Origin of the sequence: Fibrisoma limi BUZ 3, assembly GCF_000296815.2 — a bacterium.
Lineage (GTDB): Bacteria > Bacteroidota > Bacteroidia > Cytophagales > Spirosomataceae > Fibrisoma > Fibrisoma limi.
Genome location: NZ_CAIT01000010.1, coordinates 124947 through 138186, shown reverse-complemented (window position 1 = coordinate 138186; position 13240 = coordinate 124947). Strand labels below are relative to the sequence as shown.

At 50.3% G+C, this 13240-nt stretch carries 13 protein-coding genes and 1 tRNA gene; 7 read left to right on the top strand and 7 right to left on the bottom strand.

Features of this window, described 5'->3' with window-relative positions:
- Positions 1-3: 3 nt before the first annotated feature.
- The 3 genes from BN8_RS28670 to BN8_RS28660 are packed head-to-tail and all read left to right on the top strand — an operon-like array spanning position 4 to position 2163.
- Positions 4-756, top strand: coding sequence for a glycosyltransferase family 2 protein (locus tag BN8_RS28670; protein WP_009285451.1), 753 nt, complete (start codon positions 4-6; stop codon positions 754-756).
- Positions 734-1141, top strand: coding sequence for a DUF2304 domain-containing protein (locus BN8_RS28665; protein ID WP_009285450.1), 408 nt, complete (start codon positions 734-736; stop codon positions 1139-1141). The genes BN8_RS28670 and BN8_RS28665 overlap by 23 nt, the downstream gene beginning before the upstream one ends.
- Positions 1138-2163 carry a glycosyltransferase family 2 protein gene (locus BN8_RS28660; protein WP_009285449.1) on the top strand — a complete coding sequence of 342 codons (1026 nt, stop codon included), beginning with the start codon at positions 1138-1140 and terminating at the stop codon, positions 2161-2163. The genes BN8_RS28665 and BN8_RS28660 overlap by 4 nt, the downstream gene beginning before the upstream one ends.
- Here the strand turns inward: BN8_RS28660 and BN8_RS28655 are convergent.
- Positions 2160-2765: a class I SAM-dependent methyltransferase gene (locus tag BN8_RS28655; RefSeq protein ID WP_040007004.1), complete on the bottom strand. Its 606-nt coding sequence runs from the start codon at positions 2763-2765 to the stop codon at positions 2160-2162. The two genes, BN8_RS28660 and BN8_RS28655, sit on opposite strands and share 4 nt — an antisense overlap.
- Positions 2766-3139: 374 nt before the next feature.
- On the opposite strand from BN8_RS28655, the gene BN8_RS28650 reads away from it, so the two are divergent.
- A complete protein-coding gene (locus tag BN8_RS28650; protein ID WP_009285447.1) occupies positions 3140-4735 on the top strand; it encodes a M28 family peptidase in 1596 nt (531 codons plus the stop codon).
- A 62-nt stretch (positions 4736-4797) separates the two neighbouring features.
- Here the strand turns inward: BN8_RS28650 and BN8_RS28645 are convergent, their stop codons facing one another.
- On the bottom strand, positions 4798-6429 hold the full coding sequence (locus BN8_RS28645; protein WP_009285446.1) for an amidohydrolase family protein: 1632 nt from the start codon (positions 6427-6429) through the stop codon (positions 4798-4800).
- A gap of 78 nt (positions 6430-6507) precedes the next feature.
- On the opposite strand from BN8_RS28645, the gene BN8_RS28640 reads away from it, so the two are divergent.
- Together BN8_RS28640 and BN8_RS28635 are read left to right on the top strand one after the other, a co-directional pair.
- Positions 6508-7461 (top strand): hypothetical protein, encoded by a 954-nt coding sequence (locus BN8_RS28640; RefSeq protein WP_009285445.1) that lies wholly within the window; start codon positions 6508-6510, stop codon positions 7459-7461.
- A 79-nt stretch (positions 7462-7540) separates the two neighbouring features.
- Positions 7541-8296, top strand: coding sequence for a hypothetical protein (locus BN8_RS28635; protein WP_009285444.1), 756 nt, complete (start codon positions 7541-7543; stop codon positions 8294-8296).
- A 1-nt stretch (position 8297) separates the two neighbouring features.
- Here the strand turns inward: BN8_RS28635 and BN8_RS28630 are convergent, their stop codons facing one another.
- The 5 genes from BN8_RS28630 to BN8_RS28610 form a co-directional block, all read right to left on the bottom strand.
- Positions 8298-9182 (bottom strand): metallophosphoesterase family protein, encoded by an 885-nt coding sequence (locus BN8_RS28630; RefSeq protein ID WP_009285443.1) that lies wholly within the window; start codon positions 9180-9182, stop codon positions 8298-8300.
- 18 nt (positions 9183-9200) lie between these two features.
- Positions 9201-9857, bottom strand: a complete 657-nt coding sequence (locus BN8_RS28625) for a hypothetical protein (RefSeq protein WP_009285442.1) — start codon at positions 9855-9857, stop codon at positions 9201-9203.
- Positions 9854-11119 carry a glycerophosphodiester phosphodiesterase gene (locus BN8_RS28620; protein ID WP_009285441.1) on the bottom strand — a complete coding sequence of 422 codons (1266 nt, stop codon included), beginning with the start codon at positions 11117-11119 and terminating at the stop codon, positions 9854-9856. Before BN8_RS28620 ends, BN8_RS28625 begins: the two co-directional genes overlap by 4 nt.
- On the bottom strand, positions 11116-11694 hold the full coding sequence (locus BN8_RS28615) for a hypothetical protein (protein ID WP_009285440.1): 579 nt from the start codon (positions 11692-11694) through the stop codon (positions 11116-11118). The genes BN8_RS28620 and BN8_RS28615 overlap by 4 nt, the downstream gene beginning before the upstream one ends.
- Before the next feature lie 319 nt (positions 11695-12013).
- Positions 12014-12086: transfer RNA gene (locus BN8_RS28610), tRNA-Met, on the bottom strand.
- Positions 12087-12223: 137 nt separating this feature from the next.
- On the opposite strand from BN8_RS28610, the gene era reads away from it, so the two are divergent.
- Positions 12224-13156, top strand: a complete 933-nt coding sequence (era, locus tag BN8_RS28605; RefSeq protein ID WP_009285439.1) for a GTPase Era — start codon at positions 12224-12226, stop codon at positions 13154-13156.
- Positions 13157-13240 lie beyond the last annotated feature (84 nt).

Below are 13240 nucleotides of genomic sequence, written 5' to 3'. Positions count from 1 at the left end.
CCAATGATCGGTGAGCTAACATCAAATCAACGAATTCTCGCCATTGTACCCTGCTACAATGAGCAGGATTGCATCGCGGGCGTAGTGGAGGATCTGCATGGCATCCGGGACCGCAATAATCTCCCGTTAGACGTTCTGGTTGTAAATGACTGCTCCCGCGACCGGTCGGCTGACATTTTACGTCAGCTCGATTGTCTTCACCTCAATCTGCCGGTTAATCTAGGCATTGGCGGGGCTATGCAAACAGGCTATAAATACGCCCACAAGCACGGCTATTCGTATGCCATTCAGGTTGACGGCGATGGCCAGCATCCGGCCGATCAGCTAAAACAAGTGTTAGAACCAGCTTTGACTGGACGCGCCGATGTAGTGATTGGCTCACGCTACCTGGAAAAGAAAGGATTTCAGTCATCAGCCATTCGTCGGGTCGGTATCCGCTATTTTCAATACCTGAACCGATTACTAACGGGCCAAACCGTTCGTGATAGTACGTCTGGCTTTCGGGTATTCAACCGCAACGCGCTGGAATTAGCCAGTCGATATTATCCTGACGAATACCCAGAGCCAGAAGCAATTATTCTGTTTGGCCTCCAAAATCTTCGTATCTTGGAAGTACCCGTCGAGATGCGGGACCGGCAGGGGGGAGTATCCTCAATCAATGCGCTTAAAAGCGTTTACTACATGATTAAAGTGACGTTGGGAATCCTGTCGGCTTATCTCCGTTATCGTCCGTATGGAAAACGTCGTTCCGTTTAAGATTCAGCTAATCAGCATCATAGGAACGGTGCTGTTTATGGTTTACATTATTCGGCTGATTGTTCGAGGCCGACTGCGTGAGGAGTATGCCATTATCTGGATAATATGCACGCTTGTTCTCCTTACACTTTCCTTTTGGCGAAGAGGTCTTGAGACCATCGCCCTGGAATTAGGTGTCTACTATCCTCCCTCCTTACTGTTCCTGTTTGCGATTGGAGCTATTGTATGCTTTTTAGTGCATCTGTCGGTTGTGAACTCGAAGATGCAGCATAACATCAAAGAACTAACCCAGGAATTGGCGCTGATCCGCCACGAACTGAACGAATTAAAACGGTCAGCTACTACAGATTCGGAAGCAGACACAGGTCTGGAAGTGCTCCCATGAAGCCTGAATTAAGTATTCTGATTGTTTCCTATAACAGCCGTACTGATCTAATTCGTTGCCTGCCGACCATCCGGGCGCAAACCTTTTCTGACTATGAAATTATCGTAGTTGATAACCACGGCCACGACGGCGTAGCGGACTTGCTACGATCGGAATTTCCAGACATCCGACTGGTTTCTAATCCACATAACACGGGCTATGCCGGTGGAAATAATGTTGGTTTAACCCACGTTCAGGGACGCTGGGTGCTGTTACTCAACCCTGATACTGAACTGCGACCAAGAGCGCTAATGATCCTCGTTGAAACGGTTCGTGCCAATCAAAACGCTTTTGTTACGCCCAAGCTGCTGAATCCGGATGGTATTAGTGTTAACGCCTGCGGCAACCAAATGCATTATACCGGGATCACTACGTGTAGAGGTTTGAACGATCCGGCCGACACTTATCATGGCCTTCAGACGGTACCACTCCTATCAGGCGCGGCATTCATTGCTCCGGCCGACGCCATTCGTCAGTTAAACGGGTTTGATGAAAGTTATTTTATGTATTTTGAAGATACTGACCTTTCCATGCGAGCCCGGTTGCTAGGCTATCGCTTGCTGTGCCAGGCAGATGCCGAGATCATTCACCACTACCGGCTCGGCATGAATCCGCAGAAGTTCTACCATCTGGAACGCAACCGGCTGCTGACGTTTATGAAGGTTTTATCGAAAACTACCCTGCGCCAGCTTTTACCAGCGCTGGTACTTACTGAATTGGCAACGTGGGCTTACGCACTACGCGGATGGCCTTACCTGAGGGCACGGTTTAGGGGGTATCGCTATCTTTGGCAGCACCGGAAAGCAATCTGTCAAACTCAACAGGCGATTCAGCAGACACGCCGTCTTACTGACCGTGACCTATTGGCCGGGAGTCAGGTAGCACTGCCTATTGCGCAGGTAACTTCAGGAGGCATCGGAAAAATCATTAGTGACCTTTCAGCGAAGATTTATACCTGGCTACGTCCCTATTCGCTACGTTAGCGAATTCGCTCATAGACGGTTACTAATTCATTATGCGTAAAGAAACCAGAAAATTTCTGGGAATTTATCGGGAAATACGCTTGATGAATCACCCGATAGCCATTGGTGTTCAGCAGCGAGAATTTTTTGAAGTAAGCAGGGTCCAGAAAGGTCTGATGCGTAGTATCATGTTTGAATCCTTTCACACCGGGCACAACAAACACAAGACGCTCTAAGCCCAGGCGCTGACCGGTGGATAACAGCTTCTTGATTACCTCATCTGAATCGGTCAGGTGTTCCAGCACGTGCGCCATTACCAGCGATTTAAACTGACCGACAGGCAGACCACCCAGCCGATAACCGTCAGCTTCGGGGTCATACAGGTGAACGTCAAGGCCACGGCTCTGGCAATACCGAACCGCTGATTCGTTTACCTCCAGACCAACTGAACCCGTTGGTAACAGTTCCAGCAATTCGCCTACACCACATCCAAAGTCGATAGTTGGGCCTGTAACAAACTGCAGGATGTTTTTAAAATACAAATTGTTACGTACCCACCGGCGAAAACCGCTCCGCTGCAACTGATAAGCGGTGTATTCTTCGGCGTACAGATTGTCAGTCATAGACATTAGTAGTAGGCTTTAAGCGGAGTTGTAAAAATATACTTTTATTACTGCACATTTTAGGCCAAACTTTCATACAACCAAGTTATTGGAATGTTCAAAATCTTTGTCGAACGGGCCTGACCACATCCGTTCAAATCGCCCTTGCCTGTACTTTACCAGTATTTCCGTAACTTAGTAGCTGTTTGCCTGCTTAATTAGCGGCTTTCCAGACTGCATGGCTTTGTCTGTCGTTGGCCTAACAATTTAGTTGCCGGGCTGGCTTAGAGCTTTAGTTTTTGCCCTATCAGAAAAGTATATACAGTTTACCTCGTTTTTAGTCGTTTAACAAAACAGCGGATATTCACCCGTCTAATCAGAACATCAGTGTTTCTATGTTAAAATTTGTGCTGCCCTGTCTGTTGGTAACGAGCACTACGTTGCTGGCGCAGGCACCGGCCGATCAGGCCACTAAATTTGCGCAGACCATTACGGCCGCCGACCTCGAAAGGCACCTGCGCGTGCTGGCCGCCGATGATATGCAGGGCCGCGAAACCGGTACCCCCGGTCAGAAGAAAGCGGCCGAATACATTGCCAAGCAATTTGCCGATAACCGGCTTCAGGCAATCGTTAAATCAGGCGACGGTCAAACCGGTTATCTACAGCCCTTTAAGCTCTATCGCAAAACCTGGGGCGATTTCTACGTTAAAGCTGGTGGTAAGCAATTTGCCTATCTGAACGATTTTGTCACGAACGGCCTGTTGAATTTACCGACTGAAACAACCTACGAAACAGTTTTTGTCGGTTACGGCATAAGCGACGCTAATTACGATGATTACGCTAACCGCGATGTCACCGGCAAAGCGGTCGTCATTATGGAAGGCGAGCCAAAGAAAGCTGACGGTACATCGGTCGTGACCGATGCTTCCAAGTGGACCGGCACGGCTGGCTGGCGTAATAAAGCTACTCTGGCGAAAGATAAAGGTGCCGCCCAGATCTTTATTGTTTCGGCCGAGTCGCCCGAAGCATTCAAACAACTACTTTCTCAACGAAACGCGTTGCAGGGCCGCTTCAACCGGCTAGGGTTGAAGTCCGGCGCCGAGAATGTAGGTACTGTTGGTATCTTTTTGATTGCCAATGAAACGGCGGCAACCCTGCTCAACACAACCGTTACTAAGCTTAAAGCGGCTACTGAGCAGATATCAAAAACCGGTAAGCCTGTCACGACGTCGCTGAGCGGTAAAGTGGCTGTTAAAGCCGAGCGTCGGGAGGAAGAAGTGCAGACCGAAAACGTCGTTGGTTTTATCGAAGGCTCCGACAAGAAAGATGAAGTTGTGATCGTGTCGTCGCACTACGATCACATTGGTGTTAACCCCGATGGTAAAGTCAACAACGGCGCTAACGACGACGGCTCAGGAACTGTATCGGTTCTGGAAATTGCACAAGCCTTTGCTGAGGCTAAGGCGGCTGGACAAGGTCCTCGGCGGTCAATGTTGTTTCTGACCGTAACCGGCGAGGAAAAGGGACTGTTAGGTTCAGAATACTACGCCGATATGAACCCGGTTGTTCCGCTCGAAAACACAGTAGCTGACCTAAATATCGACATGGTCGGGCGGGTCGACGATCTGCACCAGGGCAAATCGGACAACTACATTTATGTCATCGGATCAGACAAGTTATCGTCAGAACTACACAAAATCAGTGAAGAAGCAAACCAGAAGTACGCACAAATGGAGCTGGATTATAAATACAATGATCCAAAAGATCCTGAACGTATCTACTATCGCTCCGACCACTACAATTTTGCCAAGCACAAAATCCCCATCATTTTTTACTTCAACGGCCTTCACGCTGATTATCACCAGCCAACCGACGATGTAGAGAAAATTGATTTTAAACTGGCTGAGCGAACTGCCCGACTGGTATTCTACACGGCCTGGGACATTGCCAACCGCGACAACCGACTGGTTGTAGACAGCAACAAACCGTAAGAAAAAGACGATGTATGCACAGTATGACAGTTAGCTGAACTGTCATACTGTGCATACATCGCCTACTTCCCTCCTCCTACTTTTCCGGCTTTGGGTGTTACACCCGGCTGCGTTATCTCAAAACCTTCTTTTTGCTTGGCTTCGGCCACAATCCGTCGTACGTCGGCCAGCAATTTCTTTGCGTTGTAGACCACGCCATCTTTCACCGTGTACGTTACACCACCGACGCGTTCTACTTCGTTTCGGTCATTCAGATGAATGGCACCCGTACCGTACAGTACTTTCAGGTTAGCCAGCGGGTTCTGGTCAACAATAACAAAATCAGCCAGCTTACCTACCTCCACGGAACCAATCTGATCAGCCATTCCCAGCGCTTCAGCCCCTTTTAACGTAGCAGCCCGAATCACCTCAAGCGGGTGGAAACCGGCTTCCCGCAGCAATTCTAATTCGCGGATGTAGGCAAAGCCATACAGTTGATAGATGAACCCGGAATCGGAGCCGGTCGTAACGCGCCCCCCCCGGTTTTTATACTCGTTTACAAAAGCCATCCACAACTGGTAATTCCGCTTCCATTCTACTTCCTGCTCGGTTCCCCAGTTATGCCAGTACGATCCGTGCGAAATCCGGCTCGGGCCGTAAAAACGCCATAACGACGGCAAGGTATACTCATCGTGCCACTCCGCCCGGCGAGCCAGCATCAACTCCCGGTTTGCTTCGTAAATATTGAAGGTCGGATCGATGGTAAAATCGAGCGCGATCAGTTCGTCCAACACCTGATTCCAGCGTTCGGTACCTGGTTTAGCCGCCTGTTGCCATAATTTACCGGCTTCCTCGAACCGATTTTGCTCATTGTTGTAATTGTAATTGGCCGGATAATCCTGAATAGTCCGATCGGCAAACAACGCTTCCGGCAGGCCGTACCAGTGTTCCATCGACGTGAGGCCAGCTTTGGCCGTTGCCAGTACGTTCATGCGAGCCACCTCGAGTTGCGCGTGGTGGCAGGCCGACCGTAGCCCCAACTTTTTGTTTTCTTCGAGAGCCGCCTTGAACACGGTCGGTTCCGCTCCAAAGAACTTAATGCCATCCGCGCCTTTTTTGGCGTTGTCACGTACCCAGGCCCGTGCCTGTTCGGCCGTTGTTATAGGTTCTTTAGCTCCCTGCCCAAACACAGTATACGCTTTAATCCGGGGAGCCGTAATCTCGTTACGTTCGCTCTTCGTACGGTGTTCCAGCACCCAGTCCAGCCCGTTACCGCACGATGGGTCGCGAATGGTAGTAATGCCGTGGCCCAGCCAAAGCTTAAATACGTATTCAGAGGGAGTACCCTGCGCATTGCCGCCAATGTGCCCGTGCATGTCGATAAAGCCGGGCATCAGGTACATGCCTTCGCAGTTCAGTTCCTTATCGCCGGGGTTTACCTGCGGACGGCTTTTAGGGTCAATGGGAACGCCCGGATAGCCTACTTGCCTGATCTGGGCAATCCGGTTCTTTTCCACCACAATGTCGACCGGTCCAACCGGTGGTGCCCCCGTGCTGTTAATCAACGTAACGCCCCGGATAAGCAGGCGGTTGTAAGGGCCATCGCCTTCCGCACGGGCAGGCGCTTTTGGAACTTGTGCGTTGACAAGTTGCCAGGATAGGGATAGCAGAAAATACGAACAACAAACAATCTTTTTCGGTAAATACTTCGTCATATTTGATCAGTTCCGGTAGCTAAGCTTTTGTAAGATAGCAGAAAGTACCGGTAATTTGATGCTGAAATAAACAAAGCCATGTTTGTTAAAAAGAACTTTCTGCTCATTGTCGTCGTCCTTGCGGTTGTTTTTGCGTTGGCCATGCAAGCAACCATCTTCCAGCAATCGGCAAGCGCATCGAAAACGCCCTCCGACGTATCGCCCGACTTCCGATCGTACTGGTTCAGCGGTAAGGCAGAACTGAATAGTTATCAGTTGCAACAAGCGCAGTATGGCGCGCTAAATCCTGGCCAGGCCGTTTTGATTTTCGTTACAGAAGATTTTCGTACGGATAAACTGGTAAAAGCCGAAACCGAAGAGAGCCGCGACAAAGCGATACCAGTATTAAAACTAAACGCCGTCAAGAAATTTGTAACGGGTATTTACGATTATTCCCTATTTACGTCTGTCTTCACGCCCATCAGTAACGGCCAATCGTCCGCTTTTCCTTACACGTTAAAGGTAAGTACGTCGGGACAGGAGTGGTGCGGGCACAGCTACCTGCAACTCAGCTACAAAAACAATGGGTATCAGATAAATGGCCGGTCGTATTTTGAGAAAGAAGTCGAAGAAGACTACAAAGTGGATAAAGCCCTGCTGGAAGATGAGTTATGGACACGGATTCGCCTGGCACCTGATCAGCTTCCTACCGGCAACGTAACGCTGATTCCGGGTACAGCCACCGCCCGGCTACGGCACAAAACCCTCGAGCCAATAACCGCCAAAGCTACGTTGGCAGATTATCAGGGGACCATTTTTCCGGGCCAGGGCTTAAAGACATATGCTGTCGAGTATCCAACCGACGGCCGGACGCTGATGATTGTGTTTGAAGAGCGCTTTCCGCATAAAATTGCTGGTTGGGAAGAAACGTATAAGAGCAAAGATAACCTGTTGACCTCCCGGGCCGTTTTGCAAAAGACCATTCAGACTGATTACTGGAATCACAATGCTCCGGCCGACAGTACGTTACGGCAGGCATTAGCCGTTAAATAAGCTGCGTTAAACCAATCAGATAGACGTTTAGCGAACGGAATCCGTTTTATACATACGTTGATTTTCCACGATCTTACCTATGAAAAAAGCCCTGTTTCTGATCCTGTTTGCAACGGCCTGCTCGTCGGACAAGGAGAAAGCAACACCAACCGACGAACCTACATATACCCTGATTTTTCTGGATAAGACCCGAAGCGTCAACATTGATAAAGCCTTTGTTGCTCAAAAATACCAGCAGGCAATCAATGACATCATCGAGCAGAACATCAAGCAGAAAGGCGATCGGCTGGATGTATACTTCATTCATGAGAATACGTCGAAGGCAAGGGCCGTAAGCCTGACAACGCGCACAGAAATGGAGGATGTCAGTGCGGCCAGCCCAACCGACCGCGAAGCCGCCGAAACGGAGTTTGAGCTGGCCCTTGGCCGCGAAAAAGCGCAGATCCGACAGCGTGTTCTTCAACAACTGGCCGCTCAGAATACCGGTTCATCCAACAACGAAACCGACATCTGGGCCAGTCTGCCCGTTATTGCCAGGGCCAACGAAACCGGAGCGGCCGTTAAGGTGTATTACCTCAGCGATATGATCGAAAGTGTAAAAGGTGCCAACCGACGCGATTTTCAGGTACGTCCGCCAGCCGATAATGCACAGGCCGATACGTGGGCAAAGGAAGATGCTGAACAGCTAAAACAGTATACCATCGGCAGTCCAAGCATTACGATGATCCTTCCGTTCGAACCGAATGCGTCCGTAAAGGAAAACAACCCGGCCGTTACGCAGTATTGGCAGACGCTTTTCAACGAACTGGGTGCCGGGCAGATCGAGGAACTATAGCTCAGGGGGTTCGGGCTACGCTTAACGGGTATGGGATAATAAACTGATAGCCTTCATCAAAACTGGAAAAATCATCTCTTAAAGAGTGAGACGTCACCGCTAACCCCTGATCGTCGCGCCGAACGGTCAGGTAGTGGAACAATGGCTTGTAAGACGCAGCCATGTCAGGCAGGCGACTAGGCGATACGTTCAATGGCTGACGTAGTCCGCCCCCACCCCCAATAACCAGAAACTCTTTTTCGTCGAACTGAAACCGCTCGAAAGCGTGTGAATGACCGGTTATAAACAGGCTGGCCTTCCTAGATTTTACGTAGGGCGGCACAAAGCGCTGCTGCACCAGTTTGGACGACCCCACCAGCTTGCTGTTCGAATAGGGGGCATGGTGGCAAGTCACAATCACCATTTGTATGGCTGGATTGGCGTCGGCTTCACGTAGTGTTGCCTCGTACCACGTTTGCTGCTTTACCAGATCAGCCGCAGACAGAATATGAAAATTGGAATTCAGCATGACAACAGCGATGCCATCGGTTACCTGCATGTACCCCGTGGGGCTATGGTCCGGAAAACGCTGCTGGAAGTTCCGGGCGCCCTTCCGTGGGCGCCCCATTACGTCATGATTTCCCATAATGGCGTAAACAGACGTACCAGTTTCAGTACACTGGGCTAAGAACCGGTCAATGATACGCCACTTGTTATTCCGGAAGCCAAGCGATACAATGTCGCCCAGCCAGTACAACACCGGCGGACGAAGACGGATGATTTCGTCAAAAATTATGGTGGTTGCCCGCGTATTCTGATGCGTCCGTAATACCAGCCGCTCGACCCACATCGGTGCCTGGGTATCGCTCAGAAACACTATCTCACGATCCTGAAGTTCTTTATTCATAACGTTTCCTACAGGCTTCTACCACGAGAACGCCCGCCATACCAATTGTAGTTGCACCGCAAACGCAGCATCGTCGGTTGCCACCGAGTTATACCATTTTAGTTCAACCGCAGCCCGTAGCGTTCGGTTAATGGGCTGTGTATACGAACTGGCGACCATCCAGCCCAAACTGGTCGTTTTGCCGTTCACCGTCCCGACGTAGTCGAGCCGCGAGGAAATGAAATAAGCACCGGTTCCGGCAGCAAGGCTCAAGCGTCGGGCCAGACTACGTTCCGTTCCGCTTAGCCAGGCCAGCGGCATTGACCAGACTAACAGCACCGGCACTGACGAGACGGCCACCTTCGATGGTAAGCCGTTCACCTGGCCGCGATACCTGTACATGGGTACGTGACCAGTTTCCAGCCCCAGGCGCAGCCGATGATCCGGATACCACATTACGCGAATTGTGGCTGGTACGCCCAACCGGTTCGTTCGTCCACGTTCTAATTCAACCGGAACGCCAAGCGTCATGGCATAATACGACACCCCTCCCCCCATCGATACTACGATTGCATAGGGCCCTCGTTCGGACCTCGTCGAATCTGTGCTACGTTCAGCTTGTGCCCAGGCCGCTACGTTTAGCGTAAACACAAAAAACAGCCAGGCAGCCTTACGTAGTGCGTTACTCAGTTTCATGGCTGGCGAGTGTAATGGTAGTAAGCAACCAGGGTAGAATAGTTGGATAGGATTCCATCAAACTGCCCTTCGTTGATGTACTGCTGAATGAATTGCGGTTCGTCGAGCGTCCAGACAAACACCGTACGATTCTCAGCCTGCATAGCTTTTACCTCCTCAGTTTGCGGTCCAAGAGTCCAGCGAGGTGCCCAGATTCGGGCGTTTAGACTTCGGGTGACAGCCGTATCCAATTCGCAGAGAATTGGCGTGTTTTCCTTGCTTGCCAACGCCCGATACGATTCAACCGCTTCCGTTGAGGGCAACCCAATGACGATCCGCAGATCCCGACGAGCCAATATTGCCCGTTGCCGGTATTTTTGCTGAATAGCCTGCACTTTGTCCATTGGCCCAATGTATTTGGTATCGAGCCAGACGAAGCGGAGTGTTGTGTTGGCAATCACAGTTTCCAGGGCTTCTTCCAGCGTCGGAATCTTCTCGCCATTGATCAGTCGAACATGCGAACTCAACTGCTGATACGTGTATTCCTCAACTGCCCCAATCAAGCCATTTTTCTGAATGAGCCGCAGATTCAGTTTATTGTCGTGATAGAGAATCGGTACGCCATCCTTCGTGTATCGAACATCTATCTCAATTCCGGTCGCCCCTAAGCGGGACGCCAGCTTAATCATGTCGAGTGAGTTTTCGGATGTGGGCAGCAAATCAGACGTACGGCCGCCAGCCCGGTGAGCCAGAATTTCGTAGGGCGTCGAATTGAGCGGCCTTTCATAAAGCAGAGTTAACCGACGGTTCGGCTGAACCGAATTATCACCATACGTCCCATCTAACATAAGCGTATCACCCGGCCTGCTGACTCCAGAAAAATTTCTGATTTGGCCATTTCGCCTGGTCCGGACCGAAAACCGAACAAGCCCGGTTTCCGTATTGACCAGCTTGCGCCAAAAGCCCGCTACCACCAGGCTATCTGAATCAGGTCGGCCTTCCAGATTGAAAAAAGCCGCATCCTGCCCAGCGAAAATAGACAGGTAGAATGTAGTATCGGCTCCTTCTAACGTGTATGTCCACTTCAGGGCAACCTGACTGCCAAAACGGTCGGCCCCGTTCGTTACGGCATACACCCCCTCCATGGCCTGTCGGATAGAAGTCGTAAATCGTCCGGCACCGGGAGGGCTAACAAACTGGTATGGCACCGGTGCTTCGTATTCCTCCCTGCAACCGAAAATGAGCGTACATAGCCCTATCATCAGGTAAGCCACCGCTTTCATAAAATGAACCCGAATAACAGTTGCGGATAGAACAAATTCCGGTCAAACGTTTCGTAGAGCGACCAAAACTGCCAGTTGAAATCGGCATACACCGCCCGAAGCCCCAGCGTTACGTGCCGACGATTATAAAAAGGCTGTTCCAGTACAAACGTCAGCGCTACCCCGTTTACCGTCCGTGGTTTGTACTCAACGGCCAAACTACCCACCTGCGAACGATAATACCAGTCAATTATGGCTTCGGCACGCACCGCCAGTTGTAAATCACGCGTGAGCCGATAACCAACCGACGCATTGGGGTAGTTAACGAGCCCGTACGCCTGGCTGTTGAATACATCTTTAAGTCTGAGTGCACCAAACCATCCGCTTATGTCATCGCCCACCGACAGATGGAATCGGTCATTAAGCGGAGTAGCCCACCGCAAGCCGAGCGTCAGGTTACTTTGCACAAACTGGGTTTGCAGCCGGCTGATGATATACAGGCGTTTTGACAGTCCTCGCTGTAGGTTTACGTCGATGGCCGGGATGGTAATTCGTATTTCTTCGGTTATTTCAGGAGGAGTTGTTGTGAAGACCATACCCACTGAACTGCGCCACTGTCCGGGTTGTGGCGCCTGAGGAAAATATATGCTGGGCTGGTCAGGCAACGGCTGTGCGCTAGCCGCCAATGTGATGACAGCAAACCAGGCGCTTACCAGAAAGACGCGCGGACCGATACCCACGACAGGATAAATTGAATGATGGATGTGTTAACGGATTGTTAACTCATGACCTAACCGTAATGTTACAGGCTTGTCAACGCGGTTGAATCCGTTGAATGAAGAAAGTGGTAAGTCTTGGCTTACGAAAAGCACCAAAAGCAAAAAGGCCACTGAAATCAGTGGCCTTTTTGCTTAGTAGCGGGAGCTGGACTCGAACCAGCGACCTTTGGGTTATGAGCCCAACGAGCTACCAACTGCTCCATCCCGCGATGTTTGGACTGCAAAGGTACGACAGTTTCCAGAAAAATCAACTACCTTTGTAAAAAAATTTTCACTCCCGGCACTCTTTTGCCAAGGAGATAGTTGAGTTACCAAGCCGTTGCTACTGTCAGCGGGATCACCTAACATGAATACAGACCTTGAAAATCCGCTGATCGGCGAGGTATCGCCCGATCACAAAGCCGGCTTTGTCAGCATTGTGGGTAAACCCAACGTGGGTAAATCGACGCTGATGAATCAACTCGTCGGCGAACGCCTGTCCATCATCACCTCGAAGGCCCAAACTACTCGTCACCGCATTATGGGCATCCTGAACGGGATGCACAACGGACAAGAGTTTCAACTCGTTTACTCAGATACGCCGGGCATCATCAAACCGCAGTACAAACTGCATGAGTCGATGATGAGCTTTGTGCGAGGCTCGCTCGAAGACGCCGATGTAGTTCTGTTCGTGACGGACATTTTCGAACAACACGACGAAAACGATGTTATCGAGCGGCTTCAGCGCACGGAGACGCCCATTCTGCTGCTGATCAACAAAGTAGACTTAGCCACACAAGAACAGGTATCCGAAAAAATAGCGTACTGGCAGGAGCATTTTAAAGCCCAGGAGATCATACCGATTTCAGCGCTGAATGCCTTTAATATTGACAAGCTGTTTGAAGGCATTGTCAGTCGGTTGCCCCAGCACCCGCCCTACTTCCCCAAAGACGAACTGACGGACAAACCCGAGCGTTTTTTCGCTTCCGAAATCATACGGGAGAAAATCTTCCTGAACTACAAAAAAGAAGTACCCTATAGCTGCGAGGTTGTCATTACGTCTTTCAAGGACAAGGACGACATTATCGTGATTCAATCCGAAATTCTGGTTGAACGTACCACGCAACGCGCCATTCTATTGGGCGAGGGTGGTAAGATGATTAAGAAAACGGGCATTATGGCCCGCGAGGAACTGGAACGGTTCTTCGGTAAAAAAGTATTTTTAGACACATTCGTCAAAGTAGAACCCGACTGGCGGCAGAAAGAGCGAACGCTCAAGCGGTTGGGATATGATGAATAATTTTTAAAGGAGGAAGGGGAGGAAATGAAGAAAGGAGAAAGGAGTTACATGCTTTCCCTTTTATTCCCTTCCTCCTTTCCTCCC

Bases quoted from the DNA above. Each gene is read 5' to 3' on its own strand.
- BN8_RS28625 (WP_009285442.1), bottom strand. From the start codon at position 9,857: ATGAAACTGAGTAACGCACTACGTAAGGCTGCCTGGCTGTTTTTTGTG.
- BN8_RS28635 (WP_009285444.1), top strand. From the start codon at position 7,541: ATGAAAAAAGCCCTGTTTCTGATCCTGTTTGCAACGGCCTGCTCGTCG.
- BN8_RS28615 (WP_009285440.1), bottom strand. From the start codon at position 11,694: ATGGTCTTCACAACAACTCCTCCTGAAATAACCGAAGAAATACGAATT.
- BN8_RS28670 (WP_009285451.1), top strand. From the start codon at position 4: ATGATCGGTGAGCTAACATCAAATCAACGAATTCTCGCCATTGTACCC.
- BN8_RS28630 (WP_009285443.1), bottom strand. From the start codon at position 9,182: ATGAATAAAGAACTTCAGGATCGTGAGATAGTGTTTCTGAGCGATACC.
- BN8_RS28620 (WP_009285441.1), bottom strand. From the start codon at position 11,119: ATGAAAGCGGTGGCTTACCTGATGATAGGGCTATGTACGCTCATTTTC.
- BN8_RS28660 (WP_009285449.1), top strand. From the start codon at position 1,138: ATGAAGCCTGAATTAAGTATTCTGATTGTTTCCTATAACAGCCGTACT.
- era (WP_009285439.1), top strand. From the start codon at position 12,224: ATGAATACAGACCTTGAAAATCCGCTGATCGGCGAGGTATCGCCCGAT.
- BN8_RS28665 (WP_009285450.1), top strand. From the start codon at position 734: ATGGAAAACGTCGTTCCGTTTAAGATTCAGCTAATCAGCATCATAGGA.
- BN8_RS28640 (WP_009285445.1), top strand. From the start codon at position 6,508: ATGTTTGTTAAAAAGAACTTTCTGCTCATTGTCGTCGTCCTTGCGGTT.
- BN8_RS28655 (WP_040007004.1), bottom strand. From the start codon at position 2,765: ATGACTGACAATCTGTACGCCGAAGAATACACCGCTTATCAGTTGCAG.
- BN8_RS28645 (WP_009285446.1), bottom strand. From the start codon at position 6,429: ATGACGAAGTATTTACCGAAAAAGATTGTTTGTTGTTCGTATTTTCTG.
- BN8_RS28650 (WP_009285447.1), top strand. From the start codon at position 3,140: ATGTTAAAATTTGTGCTGCCCTGTCTGTTGGTAACGAGCACTACGTTG.